General features: G+C 51.8%; 20 protein-coding genes. 14 read left to right on the top strand and 6 right to left on the bottom strand.

The features are described 5' to 3' along the window. Positions 1–20: 20 nt before the first annotated feature. From AC534G_RS14640 to xthA, 3 genes are all read right to left on the bottom strand, one after another. Positions 21–731: a TVP38/TMEM64 family protein gene (locus AC534G_RS14640; protein WP_110498232.1), complete on the bottom strand. Its 711-nt coding sequence runs from the start codon at positions 729–731 to the stop codon at positions 21–23. Beyond that, the gene (locus tag AC534G_RS14635; RefSeq protein WP_199981173.1) at positions 728–1,384 is read right to left on the bottom strand and encodes a TVP38/TMEM64 family protein; all 657 of its coding nucleotides are present in this window, start codon (positions 1,382–1,384) and stop codon (positions 728–730) included. The genes AC534G_RS14640 and AC534G_RS14635 overlap by 4 nt, the downstream gene beginning before the upstream one ends. A gap of 223 nt (positions 1,385–1,607) precedes the next feature. Beyond that, positions 1,608–2,414 carry an exodeoxyribonuclease III gene (gene xthA, locus AC534G_RS14630; RefSeq protein ID WP_043016615.1) on the bottom strand — a complete coding sequence of 269 codons (807 nt, stop codon included), beginning with the start codon at positions 2,412–2,414 and terminating at the stop codon, positions 1,608–1,610. Positions 2,415–2,858: 444 nt separating this feature from the next. Between xthA and astC the strand changes: the two genes are divergently transcribed. The 7 genes from astC (at position 2,859) to ves (ending at position 10,589) form a co-directional block, all read left to right on the top strand. Further along, positions 2,859–4,079 carry a succinylornithine/acetylornithine transaminase gene (gene astC, locus AC534G_RS14625; RefSeq protein WP_038640138.1) on the top strand — a complete coding sequence of 407 codons (1,221 nt, stop codon included), beginning with the start codon at positions 2,859–2,861 and terminating at the stop codon, positions 4,077–4,079. Continuing rightward, positions 4,076–5,110: an arginine N-succinyltransferase gene (astA, locus tag AC534G_RS14620; RefSeq protein WP_038640139.1), complete on the top strand. Its 1,035-nt coding sequence runs from the start codon at positions 4,076–4,078 to the stop codon at positions 5,108–5,110. The genes astC and astA overlap by 4 nt, the downstream gene beginning before the upstream one ends. After that, positions 5,107–6,585 carry a succinylglutamate-semialdehyde dehydrogenase gene (astD, locus tag AC534G_RS14615; protein WP_110498228.1) on the top strand — a complete coding sequence of 493 codons (1,479 nt, stop codon included), beginning with the start codon at positions 5,107–5,109 and terminating at the stop codon, positions 6,583–6,585. Before astA ends, astD begins: the two co-directional genes overlap by 4 nt. Then, on the top strand, positions 6,582–7,925 hold the full coding sequence (gene astB, locus AC534G_RS14610; RefSeq protein ID WP_110498226.1) for an N-succinylarginine dihydrolase: 1,344 nt from the start codon (positions 6,582–6,584) through the stop codon (positions 7,923–7,925). The genes astD and astB overlap by 4 nt, the downstream gene beginning before the upstream one ends. Continuing rightward, positions 7,918–8,883: a succinylglutamate desuccinylase gene (astE, locus tag AC534G_RS14605; protein ID WP_199981171.1), complete on the top strand. Its 966-nt coding sequence runs from the start codon at positions 7,918–7,920 to the stop codon at positions 8,881–8,883. Before astB ends, astE begins: the two co-directional genes overlap by 8 nt. Before the next feature lie 348 nt (positions 8,884–9,231). Then, positions 9,232–9,717: an ATP-independent periplasmic protein-refolding chaperone Spy gene (gene spy / locus AC534G_RS14600; protein ID WP_085049500.1), complete on the top strand. Its 486-nt coding sequence runs from the start codon at positions 9,232–9,234 to the stop codon at positions 9,715–9,717. A gap of 296 nt (positions 9,718–10,013) precedes the next feature. Beyond that, positions 10,014–10,589 carry an environmental stress-induced protein Ves gene (gene ves / locus AC534G_RS14595; RefSeq protein WP_069324272.1) on the top strand — a complete coding sequence of 192 codons (576 nt, stop codon included), beginning with the start codon at positions 10,014–10,016 and terminating at the stop codon, positions 10,587–10,589. Here the strand turns inward: ves and cho are convergent. After that, positions 10,549–11,436, bottom strand: a complete 888-nt coding sequence (gene cho / locus AC534G_RS14590) for an excinuclease Cho (RefSeq protein WP_110498222.1) — start codon at positions 11,434–11,436, stop codon at positions 10,549–10,551. The two genes, ves and cho, sit on opposite strands and share 41 nt — an antisense overlap. A 126-nt stretch (positions 11,437–11,562) precedes the next feature. Beyond that, on the bottom strand, positions 11,563–12,393 hold the full coding sequence (gene nadE, locus AC534G_RS14585) for an NAD(+) synthase (protein WP_038640152.1): 831 nt from the start codon (positions 12,391–12,393) through the stop codon (positions 11,563–11,565). Positions 12,394–12,592: 199 nt separating this feature from the next. Here nadE and osmE point away from each other — a divergent pair, with 199 nt between their 5' ends. From osmE to chbG, 7 genes are all read left to right on the top strand, one after another. Next, positions 12,593–12,931: an osmotically-inducible lipoprotein OsmE gene (gene osmE / locus AC534G_RS14580; protein WP_006684842.1), complete on the top strand. Its 339-nt coding sequence runs from the start codon at positions 12,593–12,595 to the stop codon at positions 12,929–12,931. 301 nt (positions 12,932–13,232) lie between these two features. Continuing rightward, complete coding sequence (gene chbB, locus AC534G_RS14575) at positions 13,233–13,553, top strand: PTS N,N'-diacetylchitobiose transporter subunit IIB (protein WP_003030620.1); 321 nt, start codon at positions 13,233–13,235, stop codon at positions 13,551–13,553. A gap of 87 nt (positions 13,554–13,640) precedes the next feature. Beyond that, positions 13,641–14,999, top strand: coding sequence for a PTS N,N'-diacetylchitobiose transporter subunit IIC (gene chbC / locus AC534G_RS14570; protein WP_110498220.1), 1,359 nt, complete (start codon positions 13,641–13,643; stop codon positions 14,997–14,999). A gap of 54 nt (positions 15,000–15,053) precedes the next feature. Then, positions 15,054–15,401, top strand: a complete 348-nt coding sequence (gene chbA, locus AC534G_RS14565) for a PTS N,N'-diacetylchitobiose transporter subunit IIA (RefSeq protein ID WP_038640158.1) — start codon at positions 15,054–15,056, stop codon at positions 15,399–15,401. Between the two features lie 13 nt (positions 15,402–15,414). Beyond that, complete coding sequence (gene chbR / locus AC534G_RS14560) at positions 15,415–16,254, top strand: transcriptional regulator ChbR (RefSeq protein ID WP_003030617.1); 840 nt, start codon at positions 15,415–15,417, stop codon at positions 16,252–16,254. 124 nt (positions 16,255–16,378) lie between these two features. Beyond that, complete coding sequence (locus AC534G_RS14555; RefSeq protein ID WP_038640160.1) at positions 16,379–17,734, top strand: 6-phospho-beta-glucosidase; 1,356 nt, start codon at positions 16,379–16,381, stop codon at positions 17,732–17,734. A 12-nt stretch (positions 17,735–17,746) separates the two neighbouring features. After that, a complete protein-coding gene (chbG, locus tag AC534G_RS14550) occupies positions 17,747–18,505 on the top strand; it encodes a chitin disaccharide deacetylase (protein ID WP_038640162.1) in 759 nt (252 codons plus the stop codon). 37 nt (positions 18,506–18,542) lie between these two features. On the opposite strand, the gene katE is transcribed toward chbG, so the two are convergent. Continuing rightward, positions 18,543–20,801, bottom strand: coding sequence for a catalase HPII (katE, locus tag AC534G_RS14545; RefSeq protein WP_110498218.1), 2,259 nt, complete (start codon positions 20,799–20,801; stop codon positions 18,543–18,545). Positions 20,802–20,819: the final 18 nt, after the last annotated feature.

The raw sequence follows: 20,819 nt of genomic DNA, 5'->3' as shown, positions 1-20,819 counted from the left end.
TGCTAAAAATGGCGTATGTCTCAGGTTTTTTTCCGTTGACGCTCCAGGTAAAGGCTTCTTGCTACTGAAATCACCACGCTCAGGGCAAACAGGATGAACAGGCCGGTAACAAACCAAAATGTACCGCCGGTTAACAGGCTACCGGCCCACGAATAGACAATCGTGGCGGGTAACTGACCGAGGCCGGTGGCGAGGAGAAAGTGGCGAAAACGAATCGAGGTCAGGCCCGCGGCATAGCTTACCGGGTCGAAGGGCACAAAAGGCAACAGGCGACAGATGAGAATAGTGTGCTTGCCATAACGTTCGAAAAAAGCGTCCATGTTGTTCAGCACCGTTTTCCCGGTCAACTTTTCCACCGCACTGCGACCCAAAACGCGGGCAATAAAAAAGCACAGCGCTGCGCCGACCATCGCGCTGCTCCAGGACAGTACACCGCCCCAAAACGTGCCAAACAGCGAGGCATTGGCAAACGTAATCACAAAGGCGGGAAGCGGCGCGACGATGGCCTGTAAGATCATCAGGAAGAACGATACAACCGCCGCCTGGGTCCCATACGAACGAATGAAGTTCTCGAGCGCGTGTTGATCCAGCGTAGTAAACGCCGCCAGGCTGCCCCGGAGAAAATCACTGACGCCAGGTATCCACGCCCATGCCATCAGCGCGAGCAGCAGCACAACTATCAATCCTGCCCGGTAATAGTGGGTTAATCGCGCTTTGTTCAGCTTTGTCATTTACCTGCACACTCGTGGCTGGACGACGGATTGATATGTTTATATCTGGCCCAGGCTTTTGCCGCCTGAATAAGAATGAATAACGCCAGGCCCGCAACGCTGAGTTTGCCGATAAATGCCAGAGTCATGCCTTCGCTGGCCAGTTCGTGCGACATCAGCGTATAGATAAAGATGCCGGGCAAGGTGGTTACCGCAGATATCACCGTAAATGACCAGAACGGAATCGCCGTCAGTCCATAGGCGTAATTTTGAATATTATAGGGGAACAATGGTACGAGTCGGGTCAGGATCAGAAAGTCCAATCCGCTATGGGCAATGCCTTTTTCGATAGCCTGAAAAGTCGCCGTGTGCCCGACGTATTTCAGCAGTAGTTCCCGACCAAGCCAGCGAGCCAGCAAAAACGACAGCGCCGAGGCGACGGTTGCCGCCACTAACGAGACAAGCGTCCCTGCCACAGGGCCAAACAGCACACCGCCGACGATCACCAGAATACTGCCGGGGATCAGACACAGCGCAGCGATGATAAACAGCAAGATGTAAAGCGTATAGCCGAACATACCGCTTTGGCGGATGACGTTTTGTAAATGCTGGAAATTGGTTATCAGGTCGGTCAGGCCGAAATAATGGAAAACTCCCGCCAGAATGCAGAACAGGACTGTGACAATCAGCAGTCGATATTCTGCGTTATGCGAACTTCTTTTTCATGGGGGTTCTCCTGTAAAACCGAGTGTAACGCAGCGTTTTCGTCAGCGAAAAGTGCGCGCGAAGATATAATAAATTCCCGGACACAACAATGTATTACCGTCGATTTATTGATTTTACACAGAATAAACAGACTCTCCAGGCGAGGCCCGGAGAGTGAATAATCGCAGGAGGTCAGACGCGGAATTTAGCCCATACAGGCGCATGATCGGACGGTTTTTCCATGCTGCGGATCTCATAGTCTATGCCGGTTTCTTCACAGCGCTCCGCCAGTGGGTTGCTCGCTAACAGCAGATCGATACGCAGGCCACGGTTATCATCAAAGCCTTTGGAGCGGTAATCAAACCACGAGAACTGGTCATTTTTTTCAGGATAAGCATGACGATAGGTGTCCACCAGGCCCCAGCCCAGCAGGCGCTCCATCCACTCACGCTCTTCCGGCAGGAAGGAACATTTACCGGTACGCAGCCAGCGTTTACGGTTTTCCTCGCCAATGCCGATATCGAGATCGGTTGGGCTGATGTTCATATCGCCCATGATCAAGACCGGATTGTCGCGTTTCAGTTCAGTCTCCAGATAGTTTTGTAGATTCTGGTAAAACGCGGCCTTGGCCGGAAATTTGGTTTCGTGGTCACGGCTTTCGCCCTGCGGGAAATAGCCGTTGATCACGGTAATGCTGCCCAGAGGGGATGGGATTTCCGCCATGATGATACGGCGCTGCGCTTCTTCGCCATCGCCCGGGAAGCCACGACGCACCGCGATTGGCGTTTCTTTCGTTAACAGCGCCACGCCGTAATGACCTTTCTGACCGTGATAAAAGACGTTGTAACCCAGCTTTGCAACCTCTTCGAGAGGGAACATGTCATCGTGGACTTTTGTCTCCTGTAAGCCAATCACATCCGGTTGGTGTTTTTCGACAATGGCTGCCAGTTGATGAGGACGGGCACGCAGGCCGTTGATATTAAAAGAGACAAATTTCATAGTCGCTGCCGTTTTGCAAGATGAATAGTGCAAGGATGGTAGCAGAATTTCCGCTGGCTGACTGCTTCTTGTCACCTGATTCCAACAATGATTGCCAATGGTGTTAACGATGGAGCAAAAACTGCACCGTTTTGGCGCGAAGCGCGTCAGAACAGAGCAATAATTTCCGATAAATTTCGTATACGATCACAATTCCAGAATTATATTTGGCAACTGAATAAAACTGCGGTTTTTCCTCTATTTAGTCGCCTGGTGCGCAAACATATTCACTTTATATGCACATTAAGTGAATATCGCCACGTTGTAACCTGTTGATATTCCGTCACCGACCTTTGTTTATGCACTTTTTTTGCTGGCTGGCACGAACCCTGCAATCTACATTTACACCGCAAATACTATATTTATTAACATATAAATAACCTTTTATTTACCGTTGAGGTCGCTATGTCTCTGTCAATTACGCGTGAAAATTTTGATGAATGGATGATGCCCGTATATGCCCCGGCTCCTTTTATTCCGGTGCGTGGTGAAGGTTCACGTCTGTGGGATCAGCAGGGTAAAGAGTATATCGATTTCGCGGGAGGCATTGCGGTTAACGCGCTGGGGCACGCCCATCCGGCATTGCGCGAGGCATTAAACGACCAGGCGAGCAAATTCTGGCACACGGGAAATGGCTACACCAACGAGCCGGTGCTGCGTCTGGCGAAAAAGCTGATTGACGCCACCTTCGCCGAGCGTGTTTTCTTCTGTAACTCCGGCGCGGAGGCTAACGAAGCGGCATTAAAGCTGGCGCGTAAATATGCTCACGATCGTTTTGGCAGCCAGAAGAGCGGCATCGTGGCGTTTAAAAATGCTTTCCATGGCCGCACGCTGTTCACCGTCAGCGCCGGAGGGCAGCCCGCTTATTCACAAGATTTCGCGCCGCTGCCGCCGGATATCCGCCATGCCATCTACAACGATCTCGACTCAGCCCGCCAACTGATTGATGACACCACCTGTGCGGTCATCGTTGAACCGGTGCAGGGTGAAGGTGGCGTCGTACCGGCAACAAATGACTTCTTACAGGGTCTGCGTGAATTATGCGATCGCCACAATGCGCTGCTGATTTTTGACGAAGTCCAGACAGGTGTGGGTCGTACCGGCGAACTGTATGCCTATATGCACTATGGCGTTACGCCAGACCTGCTGACGACAGCCAAAGCGTTGGGCGGCGGTTTCCCCATCGGCGCGTTATTGGCGACAGCAGACTGTGCCAGCGTGATGACGGTTGGTACGCACGGTACAACATACGGCGGAAACCCGCTGGCCACGGCGGTGGCGGGCAAACTGCTGGAGATTGTTAACACCCCGGATATGCTCAACGGTGTTAAGCAGCGTCACGACTGGTTTGTGGAGCGTATTAACGCTATTAACGAACGTTTTGGACTGTTTAGTGAAATTCGTGGGCTCGGCCTGCTGATCGGCTGCGTACTGAACGCGGAATTTGCCGGGAAAGCGAAACTCATCTCGCAAGAGGCGGCCAATGCCGGAGTGATGGTGCTGATCGCCGGCGCTAACGTGGTGCGCTTTGCGCCAGCGTTAAACGTCAGCGAAGAAGAGGTTGCTAGCGGACTGGATCGCTTTGCGCTGGCCTGCGAACGCATTAAAGCAGGAGGTTCATCATGATGGTGATTCGTCCTATTGAACGCGCTGATATCACCGCGCTGATGCAACTGGCCGGTAAGACCGGCGGTGGGTTGACTTCGCTACCGGCTAATGAAGCCACGCTGATGGCGCGTATCGAACGCTCGCTACAAACCTGGCGCGGTGAGTTGCCGAAAAGTGAGCAAGGCTATGTTTTTGTACTGGAAGACAGCGCCAGCGGAACCGTGGCAGGGATTTGCGCCATCGAGGTGGCGGTAGGGCTTAACGATCCCTGGTACAACTATCGGGTTGGCACGCTGGTGCACGCCTCGAAAGAGCTGAACGTATATAACGCGCTGCCGACGCTGTTTCTGAGTAACGATCACACGGGCAGCAGCGAGCTTTGCTCTCTGTTTCTCGATCCCGACTGGCGTAAAGAGGGCAACGGCTATTTGTTGTCTAAATCGCGCTTTATGTTTATGGCGGCATTTCGTGACCGGTTTAATGAAAAGGTCGTGGCCGAGATGCGCGGCGTAATCGATGAGCACGGTTACTCTCCCTTCTGGGAAAGCCTCGGCAAACGCTTTTTCTCCATGGAATTCAGCCGGGCGGATTTTCTCTGCGGCACCGGACAAAAAGCCTTTATTGCTGAACTGATGCCCAAGCATCCTATTTATACCCATTTTCTGTCTGAGGAAGCGCAAAGCGTAATTGGTCAGGTACATCCGCAAACCGCTCCGGCGCGGGCGGTGCTGGAGAAAGAAGGATTTCGCTACCGTAACTATGTCGACATTTTCGATGGCGGGCCGACGCTGGAATGCGATATCGACCGCGTTCGCGCTATCCGTAAAAGCAGGCTGGTGGAAGTGGCGGAAGGTCAGCCAGCGATCGGCGATTACCCGGCCTGTCTGGTCGCTAATGAAAACTATCAAAACTTCCGCGTCATGTTGGTTCGCGCTGACCCGGATACCCAACGTCTGGTACTGACGGCGGCGCAACTGGACGCCCTGAAATGCCACGCGGGCGACCATGTACGTTTTGTGCGTCTTTGTGCAGAGGAGAAAACAGCATGACATTATGGATAAACGGCGACTGGGTGACGGGGCTTGGCGAGCGTCGGGTGAAAACGAATCCGGTAAGCGGTGATGTGCTGTGGCAAGGTAATGATGCCGACGCGACTCAGGTGATGCAGGCGTGCCGTGCTGCGCGCACCGCCTTTGCCGGTTGGGCTAAACACCCCTTTAGCACGCGTCAGGCTATTGTCGAAAAATTTGCTTCATTGCTGGAAAGCAATAAAGCCGAGCTAACGCAGATTATCGCCCGGGAAACCGGCAAGCCGCGCTGGGAAGCCGCCACTGAACTGACGGCGATGATCAATAAAATTGCTATTTCCGTGAAAGCTTACCATGCCCGTACCGGGGAGCAGCACAGTGAACTACCGGATGGCGCGGCGACGTTGCGCCATCGGCCGCACGGCGTGCTGGCGGTATTTGGCCCGTATAACTTCCCTGGCCATTTGCCCAATGGCCATATTGTTCCGGCTCTGCTGGCGGGCAACACGTTGATTTTCAAGCCCAGCGAGCTGACGCCGTGGACCGGTGAAGCCGTGACAAAGCTGTGGGAACAGGCGGGATTGCCGCCGGGCGTGCTGAATCTGGTGCAGGGCGGACGCGAAACGGGGCAGGCGCTGAGCGCGTTGGATGATCTGGATGGTCTGCTGTTTACCGGCAGTGCCAATACCGGTTATCAGCTGCATCGACAGTTATCCGGCCAGCCGGAAAAAATCCTTGCGCTGGAGATGGGCGGCAACAACCCGCTGATCATTGAGAACCCGGAAGATATTGATGCGGCAGTACATCTGACCATTCAATCCGCATTTGTTACCGCCGGGCAGCGTTGTACCTGCGCCCGTCGCCTGTTGATTAAAAACGGCGCGCAGGGAGACGCGTTCCTCGCGCGTCTGGTGGAAGTCAGCCAACGACTAATGCCAGCTCACTGGGATGCGGAACCGCAGCCGTTTTTAGGCGGGCTGATTTCTGAACAGGCCGCACAGCACGTTTGTGATGCCTGGCAACGTCTGGCGTCGTTGGGGGGGCGCACGCTGCTGGCGCCACGCATGGTGAAAGCCGGAACGTCGCTGCTGACCCCCGGTATTATTGAACTGACCGACGTGGCAAACGTACCCGATGAAGAGGTTTTTGGTCCACTGCTCGGCATCTGGCGCTATGACAGCTTTGATGACGCGATTCGTATGGCGAACAACACCCGCTTTGGGTTGTCATGCGGGCTGGTTTCACCCGATCGCAGCCAGTTTGATCAACTCCTGCTGGAGGCGCGGGCCGGGATTGTTAACTGGAATAAACCGTTAACCGGCGCGGCAAGCACCGCACCGTTTGGTGGTGTGGGCGCGTCCGGTAACCATCGCGCCAGCGCGTGGTATGCCGCAGATTATTGCGCCTGGCCGATGGCGAGCCTGGAATCTCCGGCCTTAACCCTGCCGTCGGCGCTCAGCCCCGGTCTGGATTTCTCTTGCGGGGATAAACGATGAAAGCGCGTGAGGTCAATTTCGATGGTCTGGTGGGACTCACCCACCACTATGCGGGACTGTCATTTGGTAATGAGGCTTCGACCAGCCACCGTTTTCAGGTGTCGAACCCTCGTCTGGCGGCAAAGCAGGGTTTGTTAAAAATGAAAGCGCTGGCTGATGCGGGATTCCCTCAGGCGGTGATCCCGCCTCATGAACGTCCCTATATCCCGGCGCTGCGTCAGTTGGGCTTTTGCGGCAGTGATGAGCAGATTCTGGACAAGGTGGCGCGTCAGGCGCCGCACTGGCTCTCCAGCGCCAGCTCCGCATCACCTATGTGGGTGGCGAATGCGGCAACGGTCTGTCCTTCGGCAGATTCACTGGACGGGAAAGTGCATTTAACGGTGGCGAATCTGAATAATAAGTTCCACCGTTCGCTGGAAGCGCCGACGACCGAAGCGTTGTTACGCTCGATTTTTCGTGATGAAAATACCTTTGCGATTCACGGCGCATTGCCTCAGGTTGCGTTATTCGGTGATGAAGGGGCGGCAAACCATAACCGCCTTGGTGGGGATTATGGCGATCCCTGCGTACAACTGTTTATTTACGGTCGTGAAGAGGGGAATGCGTCACAGCCGAGGCGCTATCCGGCGAGACAATCTCGTGAAGCCAGCGAGGCTGTAGCCCGACTGAATCAGGTCAATCCGCATCAGCTTGTTTTTGCTCAGCAAAACCCGGACGTTATCGATCTTGGCGTGTTTCATAACGATGTGATTGCGGTGTCGAATCGTCAGGTGCTGTTTTGTCATCAGCAGGCGTTTGTCAGACAGCAAACGTTGTTAGAGCAACTACGCCGTCAGGTGGACGGTTTTACCGCGCTGGAAGTCCCGGCCGCGGAGGTGTCGGTGCAGGATGCGGTAACAACCTATTTGTTTAACAGCCAATTACTGAGTCGTGACGACGGTTCGATGATGCTGGTTTTACCGCAGGAGTGTCGGGAGCATGCGGGCGTGTGGCGATATCTGAGCCGCTTGCTTGCAGATGACAATCCGATCGATGACCTGCGGGTCTTTGATTTGCGCGAAAGCATGTCCAACGGCGGCGGCCCTGCCTGTTTACGCCTGCGAGTGGTGCTTACCCCACAGGAGCTGCAGGCCGTGAATCCGGCGGTTATCATGAACGACACGCTGTTCAATACGCTGAATAACTGGGTTGACCGCTACTATCGCGATCGCCTTGTCGCAACGGACCTCGCGGATCCGCAGTTGTTGCGCGAAGGGCGTGAAGCGTTGGATACGCTGACGCAATTGCTCAATCTCGGCTCTGTTTATCCCTTCCAGCAGGAGAGAACGAGCCATGGATAATTTTCTGGCCCTGACGCTCGCAGGTAGCGCACCTGCGAAAACGCAGGGCACAATTCACGGTTTTGTCTGGCAATGGCTTGGTCACGGGGTACTGGAACTGACACCAACTGCGCCGGTTGAACAGTCGCTGGTGCTTTCTGCGGGAATTCATGGCAATGAAACCGCGCCGGTAGAAATACTTGATTCATTGCTGACCAGGCTGTTTAACGGTGAGCTGGCGCTAACATGGCGGCTGCTGGTCATTCTTGGTAACCCGCAGGCGCTGGCCGCGGGAAAACGTTATTGTCATAGCGATCTGAACCGGATGTTTGGTGGCCGGTGGCAGAGTTTTGCCAAGAGTGAAGAAACGCAAAGAGCCCATGAGCTTGAACTGTGTCTGGCAGATTTTTACTCGCGCGCGAAAGAGCCTGTGCGCTGGCATCTGGATCTTCACACCGCCATTCGCGGCTCACAGCATTTGCGCTTTGGCGTGTTGCCACAACGCAATGTTGCCTGGGACGAAAACTTTCTGGGTTGGCTGGGGGATGCGGGGCTGGAGGCATTGGTTTTCCATCAGACCCCAGGCGGTACGTTCACCCATTTTAGCGCTGAACATTTTGGCGCGCTGGCCTGTACGCTGGAACTGGGTAAAGCGCTGCCGTTCGGGCAAAACGATCTGACCCAGTTTGCACACACAGCAGATGCGATGGCGCAGCTGCTGCGGGGCGAGCGAGTGCCTACGGTAGAAACATCTCCGTTGCGCTACCGTGTGGTCTCGCAGATTACGCGGCGTAGCGACGATTTTATTCTCCACATGGATAACCAGACGCTCAATTTTACCCCCTTTACCGAGGGAACGTTACTGGCGCAGGACGGAAATGAACGTTTTATCGTCACCCATGACGTTGAATACGTTCTTTTTCCGAACCCAAATGTGGCCTGTGGTTTACGTGCCGGATTGATGCTCGAAAGATTTTGATAAATATAACCGCCCTCAGATTGATTTCTGAGGGCTTATTTTTACGTGCGCTTTAGATTTATTACAGATTATTCCTGGTAAGTTGCTTTCTTAATAATCACAGTTCAGGTATAGTTCTTCATAATCCTTTCAAAATCATCTTGTTGTAATTTTTCATTTCAACTCTGCGCAATTTATTCTTTTTTTCTCCATAATTGATGAATGTTTGTTTTTTACACTTTCATTGTTTTACCGTTGCTCTGATTAATTGACGCTTAAGCCGGTAAAGTTAATCTCGTCAACACGACATCACATTGCATAAGAATCGCATGAATGTCGTAAAAATAACTGAAAGAAAGGATAGAAATTATGCGTAAACTGACTGCTCTGTTTGTTGCCTCTACCCTGGCGCTGGGCGCTGCAAACCTGGCCCATGCTGCTGACACCACAACAACTGCGCCAGCGGATGCCAAACCAATGATGCATCACAACGGGAAGTTCGCCCCGCATCACGACATGATGTTCAAAGACCTGAACCTGACCGACGCGCAGAAACAGCAGATTCGCGAAATTATGAAAGGCCAGCGCGATCAAATGAAGCGTCCGCCGCTGGAAGAACGCCGCGCCATGCACGATATCATCGCCAGCGATAGCTTCGATAAAGCGAAAGCCGAAGCGCAAATTGCGAAGATGGAAGAACAGCGTAAAGCCAACATGCTGGCGCACATGGAAACGCAGAACAAGATTTACAACATTCTGACGCCGGAACAGAAAAAGCAGTTTAATGCCAATTTTGAGAAGCGTCTGACAGAACGTCCGGCGCAGAAAGGTAAAATGCCAGAAGCTGCCGAGTAATCGCCAGTCGTCTACACTAAATCAGTCATGCTGTGTCGGCGTTCAGCGCCGCACAGTGTGCAACAAACTCAAGACCGCCGCTCTTGTCCACAACACGTTTAACGATGTGGGCAGGATCGGCGGTTTTTTCTTTCCCGCCAGGAGAAGCGTTAATTTTTTTGCAAAATACCCTATTCAGCACTAAGGCAAATCAACCCTGTTGCCGATAACGATACTCTGCAGGGTAAATATCACAATGATGATTTATGGCTGGCTGTTCACGGCAGGTTGCCGTGCTACGCCTTTCTGGAGGGGTGATGGAATATTTCGATATCCGCAAAATGCCGGTCAGTCTGTGGCGCAATGGGGCGGGAGAAACGCGAGAGATTTGCTGTTTTCCGCCAGCAACACGCGATTTTCACTGGCGGGCGAGTATCGCCTCTCTTGCAGCAAACGGAGAGTTTTCTCTTTTCCCGGGCGTAGAACGCGTTATTACCTTGCTGGAAGGAGGTGAAGTGACCCTGGAAGAGGCGAACATCTTCACTCACACCCTGAAGCAGCATCAACCTTTTACTTTTGCTGGTGACAAGGTAGTAAAAGCAAAGCTGACGGAAGGGCGGATGTCGATGGATTTTAATATCATGACCCGACGAGATGTTTGCCAGGCGAAAGTCAGAGTTGCCGATCGCACTTTTACGACCTTTGGTTCTCGTGGCGGCGTCGTGTTTGTTATCAGTGGCGCCTGGCAATTGGGTGAGAAGCTGCTGACGGCCGATCAGGGCGCGAGCTGGCACGACGGTAAACACACCCTGCGCCTGTTGGAGCGCGAGGGAAAACTGCTGTTCAGCGAGATTAACTGGATGCCGGGATACTCTCCGGATTCAGTTCAATAATGTCATATTTGCCAGACAGAACAGGCCGGCAGAGAATTTTGTAGCCATCATGGTCAAAGCCAGCCGGCATTCTCGCCAGGCTTGTCGCCTCATCCAGCGTTGCAACGGCGCCCAGCCAAAACCAGTTATTGATGATATGGTACTGAGTCATTTCAGCGCGGGTTTCTTGCAGCGCAATGGCATTGTTCCACGGCCAGCAGATGACGCGCACTCTTTCCAGCGCTTCCAGCAGGCGCGAATGATGCGCCTGCGGGCTCTCTTTCCCACAGCACGCTCCGGCGCAGCGCTTTAGCGCTGAGCGAAAGCAGGCGCGCCCGCGACTCAGGGGTTCCAGCCCCAACAGGCCGTAGCACAGTTGCTGTTCATCGGCGATGCTTTGCAATGTTTGTAGCGCGGCACGGCGATTGGCAAACAAACCAAACAGATTGGGGGCATGGGAGAAATCAATATCTCGTGCGTAAACAACCTGAACAGTCTGGTCGGTAAGCTGCAGGGCGCAAAGCTGACGATTGCGTCGCAACCGTTTATTAAACAGAGGCTGCTGCTCTTTGATAAGCCGCGCTTCTAACAGTAGGGCGCCAATTTCTCCAGCCGTACAAATCCAGCTAATGCGTTTGGACTGGCGCAGCATTGCCGCTTCGTCCGTGGTACGCAGGTGTGACAACACGCGGCTGCGAATATTGACGCTTTTGCCTATATAAAGCGGCAGGGTGTCGCTTTCGCTATGAAACAGATAGACGCCGGGCACCGCGGGAAGCGCACTCAAAAATGGGCGCAGATGCTCGGGGTATTCATAAATTGCTGCTGCCTCTAATGTCAGGCGAGGGGCTGATTGACGCCGTACCACTTTTCACTCCGCTGCTGGTTATCCATCCAGTATAACAGCTGAGGGGCGATTAAAAAAGCGGCATGATCAGGCTGCTAAGGCCGGAGAGCAGCAATAGGGGCGCTACCCGGCCTTAGGCAGAAAAAATTATGCTTTTTTCCAGAAATCATCAAACACGGTGATGGGTGGGCGACGTTTGTGCTCAGTCTTCAGATACCAACCTTCGATTTTTTTAGCTATTTCAGCATCCAGCGTTTTTCCTTCCAGATAATCGTCGATGTTGTCATAGCTCACGCCCAATGCGGCTTCATCCGGCAGAGAGGGGCGATCGTCTTCAAGGTCTGCGGTGGGAGCTTTCTTATATAAATGCTCCGGGCAACCCAGCGCAGCAAGCAGTTGTTTACCCTGGCGCTTGTTCAGACGGAATATTGGGTTGATGTCAGTACCGCCATCGCCATATTTAGTGAAGAAACCGGTGATCGCTTCTGCTGCATGATCGGTACCCACGACAACGCCGCTGGTCATGCCCGCGATACTGTATTGCGCCTTCATACGTTCACGGGCTTTTTCGTTGCCGCGCACAAAATCACTCAGCTCAATTCCCGCCTCACGCAAAGCCTGCTCGCTGGCCAGCACTGCGCCTTTAATATTGACGGTGAGTACGCGGTCCGGTTGTATAAAGGCGATGGCATCCTGGCAGTCCTGCTCGTCAGCCTGAACGCCATACGGTAAACGCACCGCAATAAATTGTAGCGCGTCATTCCCCGTTTCCTGGCGGAGCTCGGAAACGGCCATTTGGCAGAGTTTTCCGGCGAGGGTAGAGTCTTGTCCGCCGCTAATGCCCAACACCAGTGATTTCAGAAAGGGGTAGGTTTGCAGGTATGATTTCAGGAAATCTACGCTGCGACGAATTTCCTCTTCTGCATTAATGTGCGGTTTTGCGCCAAGCGCTTTGATTATCTCTTGCTGCAGAGTCATGCAACCCCCTGTGAAAAATAAAATGATATGTTAAAGCTAACGCGTTGAGGCCCAAACGACAAGGGATGCAGGCCTGATATAACATCATTTTGTTTTAATAGAATTTTCCGAAACGGCCTAAGTATCATCTGATTGCTTGAAAAATGCGTTGTTGTGCTCCAGGCTTACATAACACGCTGAAAAACAAGAGGACGAAAAAATGAACAAGAATCTAACAGGAATTCTGGGTGCAGCGGCTGTTTTGACTATGCTGGCGGGGTGTACGGCCTATGATCGTACCAAAGACCAATTTGTTCAGCCCGTAGTGAAAGATGTGAAGAAAGGGATGAGCAGGGCGCAGGTCGCGCAGATTGCCGGTAAGCCTTCTTCAGAAGTGAGCATGATCCATGCGCGCGGGACCTGTCAGACCTACATCCTGGGTCAACGAGATGGTAAAGCTGAAACCTATTTCGTTGCTTTAGACGATACCGGTCATGTGATTAACTCTGGCTACCAGACCTGCGCAGAGTACGACACCGACCCGCAGGCAGCGAAGTAGTAACAACTGTTTATTGCCTGAGCACTCTGAACAACCGGCCATCGCGCCGGTTTTTTTGTGCCGCACGATCTTATTTATTGCCGCGAATTATTTGCATAAAATGTGAGGGGGGTCATAACGACAGGTCAAGGAGAGACAATTTAGTTGGTCAAGGAAATACCATCAACCGGTACAATCCCGTATACTCGTTTCAGCCACCTAAAAAAGTAATTTAGCTGACGCAGGTTACCCAGAGCATGGATGCAGGTTATGGCTTGCGGAGTGTCTGGTTGACAGATAATCGCACATGAGGATCGTTTTAATGGAAAAGAAACACATTTATCTGTTTTGTTCTGCGGGCATGTCGACTTCATTGTTGGTATCGAAGATGCGTGCTCAGGCCGAAAAATACGAAGTGCCGGTTATTATTGAAGCGTTTCCTGAAACGCTGGCCGGAGAAAAAGGCCCGGCGGCCGATGTTGTGTTATTAGGTCCGCAAATTGCTTATATGTTGCCCGAAATTCAGCGTTTGTTACCCAACAAGCCTGTGGAAGTGATTGACTCGCTGCTGTATGGCAAAGTCGATGGTTTAGGCGTGCTTAAGGCTGCTGTTGCAGCAATTAAAAAAGCCGCAGCAAATTAATTATTTTATTTTAATTTTTCCCGTCAAAGAGTTATTTCATTAACATTCACCGCAATTATTAATTGCGGTATTTAAGGGTATTTTTCTATGAGTAACGCTATTGCTTCACTTGAAAAGGTACTCCTTCCTTTTGCTGTAAAAATTGGAAAGCAGCCGCACGTTAATGCAATCAAAAACGGTTTTATTCGTTTAATGCCGTTAACCCTCGCAGGGGCAATGTTTGTATTAATTAATAACGTTTTCCTGAGCTTTGGGGAGGGGTCGTTTTTTTATTCGATGGGCATTCGACTTGATGCTTCAACTATTGAAACGCTGAATAGCTTGAAAGGCATTGGTGGAAACGTCTATAACGGTACGCTGGGTATCATGTCATTGATGGCGCCGTTCTTTATCGGCATGGCGCTGGCGGAAGAACGCAAGGTCGACTCACTGGCTGCCGGGTTGTTATCTGTCGCCGCATTTATGACCGTCACACCGTACAGCGTGGGTGAAGCCTATGCGGTTGGCGCTAACTGGCTGGGCGGCGCGAATATTATTTCCGGTATTATTATCGGCCTGGTGGTCGCGGAAATGTTCACTTTTGTGGTCCATCGTAATTGGGTGATCAAATTACCTGATAGCGTACCGACATCCGTATCGCGTTCCTTCTCTGCGCTGATTCCTGGCTTTCTTATTCTCTCCATTATGGGGATCATCGCCTGGGCGCTGAACATCTGGGGTACCAACTTCCATCAGATCATTATGGATTCCATTTCAACGCCGCTGGCATCGCTGGGTAGCGTAGTGGGTTGGGCCTATGTGATTTTTGTTCCGCTGCTGTGGTTCTTTGGTATTCACGGTTCTTTGGCGCTGACCGCGCTGGACAGCGGAATCATGACGCCATGGGCGCTGGAAAATATCTCTATCTACCAACAGTTTGGTTCCGTAGACGCTGCGCTGGAAGCCGGTAAGACGTTCCACGTCTGGGCGAAACCGATGCTCGACTCCTATATTTTCCTTGGGGGTAGCGGGGCAACGCTGGGTCTGATTATCGCTATCTTCCTGGCATCGCGTCGTCCTGACTATCGTCAGGTTGCTAAGCTGGCACTGCCGTCAGGCCTCTTCCAGATTAACGAACCTATCCTGTTCGGTCTGCCGATCATCATGAACCCGGTTATGTTTATTCCGTTCATTCTGGTTCAGCCGATTCTGGCGGCGATTACGCTGGCAGCTTACTACTCAGGCATTATTCCACCGATTACCAACATCGCACCGTGGACTATGCCAACCGGTTTGGGCGCGTTCTTTAACACCAACGGTAGCGTCGCCGCTCTGCTGGTCGCGCTGTTCAACCTCGGTATTGCAACGCTGGTTTACCTGCCGTTCGTGGTAGTAGCCAACAAAGCTCAGAACGTTATTGATCAAGAAGAAAGCGAAGAAGATATCGCTAACGCATTGAAATTCTAAATTTAATCCGGCGTGGCTTCGCGGTCATGCCGGACTGAACCAGAGGATAAAAGTATGTTGGATATCGAGAATATCGTCGACACGCAGTCAGAAGCAGAAGAACTTGAAGAAGTGGTGATGGGGCTCATCATTAATTCTGGTCAGGCGCGTAGCCTGGCATACGGCGCGCTCAAAATGGCCAAGCAGGGGGATTTTGAAGCAGCGAAGACCATGATGGACCAGTCTCGCCTGGCGCTGAACGAAGCGCACCTCGTGCAAACAAAACTGATTGAAGGCGATCAGGGCGAAGGTAAAATGAAAGTCAGCCTGGTGCTGGTCCACGCACAGGATCATCTGATGACCTCGATGCTGGCGCGCGAGCTGGTCACTGAACTGATTGAACTTCACGAGAAGCTGAAATAGCGAGGAGTGCAAAATGCAGCTACAGATTAACGCACCGGAAATCAAAACCGTCTATGAACAGCAGCTGTTTAATGGCAAAAATTTCCATGTGTTCATCTATAACAAAACTGAGAGCATCAGTGGGCTGCATCAACATGACTACTATGAATTTACGCTGGTTTTAACCGGACGCTATTATCAGGAAATCAACGGTAAACGCGTATTGCTTGAGCGCGGGGACTTTGTTTTTATCCCGTTGGGATCGCATCACCAGAGTTTCTATGATTTCGGTGCGACAAGGATCCTCAACGTCGGTATCAGTAAACGTTTTTTTGAACAGCACTACCACCCGCTGCTGCCGTTTTGTTTCGTTGCATCGCAGGTCTATCGGGCGAATAACTCGTTTCTTACCTACATTGAAACGGTTATTGCATCACTGAACTTTCGTGAGAGCGGACTCGATGAATTTGTAGAAGTGGTCACCTTCTATATTATTAATCGGCTGCGCCATCATCGCGAAGAGCAGGTGCTGGATGATATTCCTCAGTGGCTCAAAACCACCGTCGAGACCATGCATGATAAACGGCAGTTTAGCGAGAATGCGCTGGAAAATATGGTACACCTGTCCGCGAAATCCCAGGAGTATCTGACCCGCGCGACCCAGCGTTATTACAGCAAAACGCCGATGCAGATCATTAATGAAATTCGCATTAATTTTGCTAAAAAACAGCTGGAAATGACTAACTATTCTGTAACGGATATTGCTTATGAGTCTGGTTACAGTAGTCCAAGCCTGTTTATTAAAACATTTAAAAAGCTGACGTCGTTTACGCCAAATAGCTATCGTAAGAAATTAACTGAATTTAATCAGTAGATATTATTTTCCAATAACTCATTTTTTATAGCTTGCCCTAAATAGCGTCGGGACAGCCACGCTATACCTGACAAACGGGTTGAGCATAATACATGTCAGTGTTTTGACACTGAAGGGAGAACGTATGAGCCAGAAATTAAAAGTCGTCACTATCGGTGGCGGGAGCAGCTACACCCCTGAGTTACTTGAAGGCTTTATTAAGCGCTATCATGAATTACCGGTTTCTGAATTGTGGCTGGTTGATGTAGAGGGTGGTAAAGAGAAGCTGGACATTATTTTTGACCTTTGCCAGCGGATGATCGACAAAGCTGGCGTTCCGATGAAGTTGTATAAAACGCTGGATCGCCGCGAAGCGTTGAAAGATGCTGATTTCGTTACCACCCAACTGCGTGTAGGACAACTTAAAGCCCGTGAGAAGGATGAGCGTATCCCGCTGAGCCACGGTTATCTGGGACAGGAAACGAACGGTGCGGGCGGTCTGTTCAAAGGTTTGCGTACCATTCCGGTTATTTTTGACATTGTAAAAGATGTGGAAGAACTGTGCCCGAATGCGTGGGTGATTAACTTTACTAACCCGGCAGGGATGGTGACTGAAGCGGTCTATCGCCATACGAATTTTAAGAAATTCATCGGCGTGTGTAATATTCCCGTCGGCATGAAAATGTTCATTAGCGATGTGCTGGCGCTGAAAGAGAGCGATGATTTATCTATCGATCTGTTCGGTCTGAACCATATGGTCTTTATCAAAGATGTGCTGGTGAACGGCGTGTCACGTTTTGATGAACTGCTGGACGGCGTCGCATCGGGCGAGTTGAAAGCGTCTACCGTGAAGAACATCTTTGACCTGCCGTTTAGTGAAGGACTGATTCGTTCGCTGAAACTACTGCCGTGCTCTTACTTGCTCTACTACTTCAAGCCAAAAGAGATGCTGGCGATTGAGATGGGCGAATACTATAAGGGCGGGGCACGCGCTCAGGTGGTACAGAAAGTTGAGAAACAACTTTTTGATCTCTATAAAAATCCTGAGCTGAACGTTAAGCCGAAGGAGCTGGAACAGCGCGGTGGCGCTTATTACTCCGACGCGGCCTGTGAAGTGATCAACGCTATCTACAACGATAAGCAGACCGAACATTATGTCAACATTCCGCACCATGGGCATGTCGATAACATTCCTGCGGACTGGGCGGTAGAAATGACCTGCACGTTGGGACGCAACGGCGCCACGCCACACCCACGTATTACTCATTTTGATGAGAAAGTCCTCGGTCTTATCTATACCATTAAAGGCTTTGAAGTGGCGGCGAGCAATGCGGCATTGAGCGGAGAGCTAAATGATGTGCTGCTGGCGCTGAACCTTAGCCCGCTGGTGCATTCTGACCGCGACGCTGAAGTCCTGGCGCGTGAATTGATTCTGGCGCATGAACAATGGCTGCCAAATTTCGCCGGGTGCATCGAGAAACTGAAAAGCGAACAACACTAACTGAGGTCGGCTATGGAACGCGTACTGATTGTGAATGCGGATGATTTTGGCCTGAGTAAAGGCCAAAACTACGGCATTGTTGAAGCCTGCCGCAATGGCGTGGTCACCTCGACGACGGCGTTGGTAAATGGCGCGGCGATTGACCATGCGGTACAACTGAGTCGTGACATACCTGCACTTGCCGTCGGGATGCACTTTGTTCTGACGCTGGGCAGACCGTTGACGCCAATGCCAGGCCTTACGCGTGACGGATTGCTGGGGAAATGGATCTGGCAAATGGCAGAAGAAGATGCTTTGCCGCTGGATGAAATTTCGCAAGAGCTGGCCGCGCAGTATCAGCGTTTTATAGACCTGTTTGGGCGGGAACCGACGCATCTGGATAGCCATCACCATGTGCATATGTTCCCGCAGATTTTCCCCATTGTCGCGAGCTTTGCAGCCGAACGAGGGATTGCATTGCGTATCGATCGTCAGGCGGTGTGCCAGTCGTCTGATTTACCCGACACGTTGCGTTCTTCCCAGGGATTCAGCAGCGAGTTTTATGGCGAAGCGATTTCTGAGGCGCTGTTTTTACAAACGCTGGATGCCTCAGCAGACCGGGGAGAGTCCTCACTGGAAGTCATGTGCCATCCAGCCTTTATCGATGACACTATTCGTCAAAGTGCCTACTGTTACCCCCGCTTAACTGAGCTTGACGTACTGACGTCTTCGTCACTGAAATATGCTATTGCGGAGCGCGGTTATCGTCTTGGCAGTTTTCTGAACGTGTAATTCCTGAGTTTGCGGCGCAATTATGCGCCGCATTTTTTTAGGCAGGGATCGCGTCGATTTTTCCGGCTCGCGACCAGACACGATGCGCAGTCATCAGTGTCAGTAAGGTATCCATAAACTGTGCGTCTGCACTGTCCGCTTCTACCACGCCTTCCTCACTCTGATTTGTGATATTCAATGCAGCTTTAAACTGGCGAGCATCTCCAGCCAGGGCGATAGGTTTCAGGTGCTTATACGCTTCCAGTAAGTAATATTTCGCATCGCCATTCATGGCGATATCCGCGATATTCCCACCCGGAACGATAACCGCATCGACCGTCAGCGACGGCGAGCCGGCAAAGGTACCCGCGATCGTCAGGACGGAGCCATCGTCGGCAACCACATTACCCATTCTGGAATAGAGCAACCTGGCATGAACGCCTTTCGACTGCAGGGCCTGCATAATGGTGAGCAGATCGTCTGCCTTTACCTGATCATTGAGCAGAATGGCGACCACGCGGCCTTTGATATCACCTTTTGATCCCGCATATAAACTAAGCGAAGGCGCATTGGTTAACCCGTTGACGTCCGGTGGAGGGGAGATCTGGGTTTGCTCTTCGGTCAGTTCAAAACCGAGGTTGCTGGCCACGGACTGCGCCAGAGTGGTATCAATATGCGCCAAATGATCGACCACTCTTTCGCGAATATAAGGCCGGGTCACTTTGCTGAGTTCGAAACTGAATCCGCCAATAATATGCTGTTGCTCTATTGGCGTCTGGCTTAGCCAGAACAGGCGAGGGTGGGCATAGTATTCGCCGAAAGAGGGGCTACGCTCACGAATTTTATTCCCGTCAATGCGCTCCTGATACGACTCAAATCCACCACGTTTTGGCCCGGGCGGCGTTTCTCGTGGCCAGTTGTCATTGATGGAGTTAGGTTCATAGTTGGCGGGATTGGTATCAATATCCATGCGATGCATGCCGTCGCGCTGGAAGTTATGATACGGGCAGGTAGGGCGATTGATCGGGATTTCATGGAAGTTGGGTCCCCCCAGACGGCTGATCTGTGTGTCCGTATAGGAGAACAGTCTGCCCTGTAACAGAGGGTCATTGGTAAAATCGATGCCCGGAACGATGTGACCGGGATGAAATGCCGCCTGTTCGTTTTCCGCGAAGAAATTGTCCGGGTTGCGGTTTAGTACCATTTTACCGACGCGCTGAACCGGAACCAGCTCTTCCGGGATGAGTTTTGTCGGGTCGAGCAGGTCAAAATCGAATTTAAACTCATCTTCCTCCGGAATTAACTGCAGGCCAAGTTCGTATTCCGGGTAATCGCCGGCTTCAATTGCCTCCCACAGATCGCGGCGATGGAAATCAGGATCGCGACCCGTCAGTTTCTGTGCTTCATCCCATACCAAAGAAGCTTTGCCAGCCAGCGGTTTCCAGTGGAAGCGGACGAAAGTGGCTTTCCCCTGCGCATTAATCAGCCGAAAAGTATGGATGCCAAAACCTTCCATCGTGCGATAACTGCGCGGGATCCCCCGGTCAGACATCGCCCACATCACGTTGTGCAGGGTTTCAGGCTGCAATGAGACATAATCCCAGAAGGTATCATGCGCGCTTTGGCCCTGTGGGATGGCCCAATGTGGCTCCGGTTTTACGGCGTGGACGAAATCCGGGAATTTATGTGCATCCTGAATAAAAAAGATCGGCGTATTATTCCCTACCAGATCAAAGATGCCCTCTTCAGTATAAAATTTTGTCGCAAATCCCCGAATATCCCTGACCGTATCCGCTGAGCCTGCGCCGCCCTGGACTGTTGAGAAACGGACAAAAACGGGTGTTATCTTGTTTTCTGCGGACAAGAAATCGGCTTTTGTCGTTGCGCTTAAATCGGTATAGGACTGAAAGTAACCGTGCGCGGCTGACCCTCGGGCGTGAACGATACGTTCTGGTATACGTTCGTGATCAAAATGGGTGATTTTTTCTCGCAGGATAAAATCTTCCAGTAATGTTGGCCCGCGATTTCCGGCGCGCAGCGAGTTTTGATCGTCTGCAATGCGTACGCCCTGATTGGTGGTCAGGGCAAATTCTTCGCTTCCTTTGCGAAAACTGTCCAGCGCGTTGAGTTTGTCACTTCTGATGTCAGGCGCTTTTAAGCTGCCGGACGTGGTGGGTTGCATGCCCGGAGGCGTGGGTTCAGGCGTTGGACGATGTGAACCGTCTGCTGGCGCCAGGGAATCAAGACCGGGTTTGGACTCGCTGGCATCATGAACCGGCGCAGTGTGATGGAGCGGATGCTTATCTTTCTGTGACATTAAACTCGTCTCCTGTAT

The organism is Citrobacter sp. CRE-46, from assembly GCF_059615875.1.
Note: the sequence above shows the minus strand (reverse complement) of the source record. Positions and strands in the feature narration are given on the sequence as shown.

Coding starts and splice junctions, on each gene's coding strand:
- AC534G_RS14640 (WP_110498232.1), bottom strand. CDS start 731: ATGACAAAGCTGAACAAAGCGCGATTAACCCACTATTACCGGGCAGGA.
- xthA (WP_043016615.1), bottom strand. CDS start 2,414: ATGAAATTTGTCTCTTTTAATATCAACGGCCTGCGTGCCCGTCCTCAT.
- astC (WP_038640138.1), top strand. CDS start 2,859: ATGTCTCTGTCAATTACGCGTGAAAATTTTGATGAATGGATGATGCCC.
- astA (WP_038640139.1), top strand. CDS start 4,076: ATGATGGTGATTCGTCCTATTGAACGCGCTGATATCACCGCGCTGATG.
- astD (WP_110498228.1), top strand. CDS start 5,107: ATGACATTATGGATAAACGGCGACTGGGTGACGGGGCTTGGCGAGCGT.
- astB (WP_110498226.1), top strand. CDS start 6,582: ATGAAAGCGCGTGAGGTCAATTTCGATGGTCTGGTGGGACTCACCCAC.
- astE (WP_199981171.1), top strand. CDS start 7,918: ATGGATAATTTTCTGGCCCTGACGCTCGCAGGTAGCGCACCTGCGAAA.
- spy (WP_085049500.1), top strand. CDS start 9,232: ATGCGTAAACTGACTGCTCTGTTTGTTGCCTCTACCCTGGCGCTGGGC.
- ves (WP_069324272.1), top strand. CDS start 10,014: ATGGAATATTTCGATATCCGCAAAATGCCGGTCAGTCTGTGGCGCAAT.
- nadE (WP_038640152.1), bottom strand. CDS start 12,393: ATGACTCTGCAGCAAGAGATAATCAAAGCGCTTGGCGCAAAACCGCAC.
- osmE (WP_006684842.1), top strand. CDS start 12,593: ATGAACAAGAATCTAACAGGAATTCTGGGTGCAGCGGCTGTTTTGACT.
- chbB (WP_003030620.1), top strand. CDS start 13,233: ATGGAAAAGAAACACATTTATCTGTTTTGTTCTGCGGGCATGTCGACT.
- chbC (WP_110498220.1), top strand. CDS start 13,641: ATGAGTAACGCTATTGCTTCACTTGAAAAGGTACTCCTTCCTTTTGCT.
- chbA (WP_038640158.1), top strand. CDS start 15,054: ATGTTGGATATCGAGAATATCGTCGACACGCAGTCAGAAGCAGAAGAA.
- chbR (WP_003030617.1), top strand. CDS start 15,415: ATGCAGCTACAGATTAACGCACCGGAAATCAAAACCGTCTATGAACAG.
- AC534G_RS14555 (WP_038640160.1), top strand. CDS start 16,379: ATGAGCCAGAAATTAAAAGTCGTCACTATCGGTGGCGGGAGCAGCTAC.
- chbG (WP_038640162.1), top strand. CDS start 17,747: ATGGAACGCGTACTGATTGTGAATGCGGATGATTTTGGCCTGAGTAAA.
- katE (WP_110498218.1), bottom strand. CDS start 20,801: ATGTCACAGAAAGATAAGCATCCGCTCCATCACACTGCGCCGGTTCAT.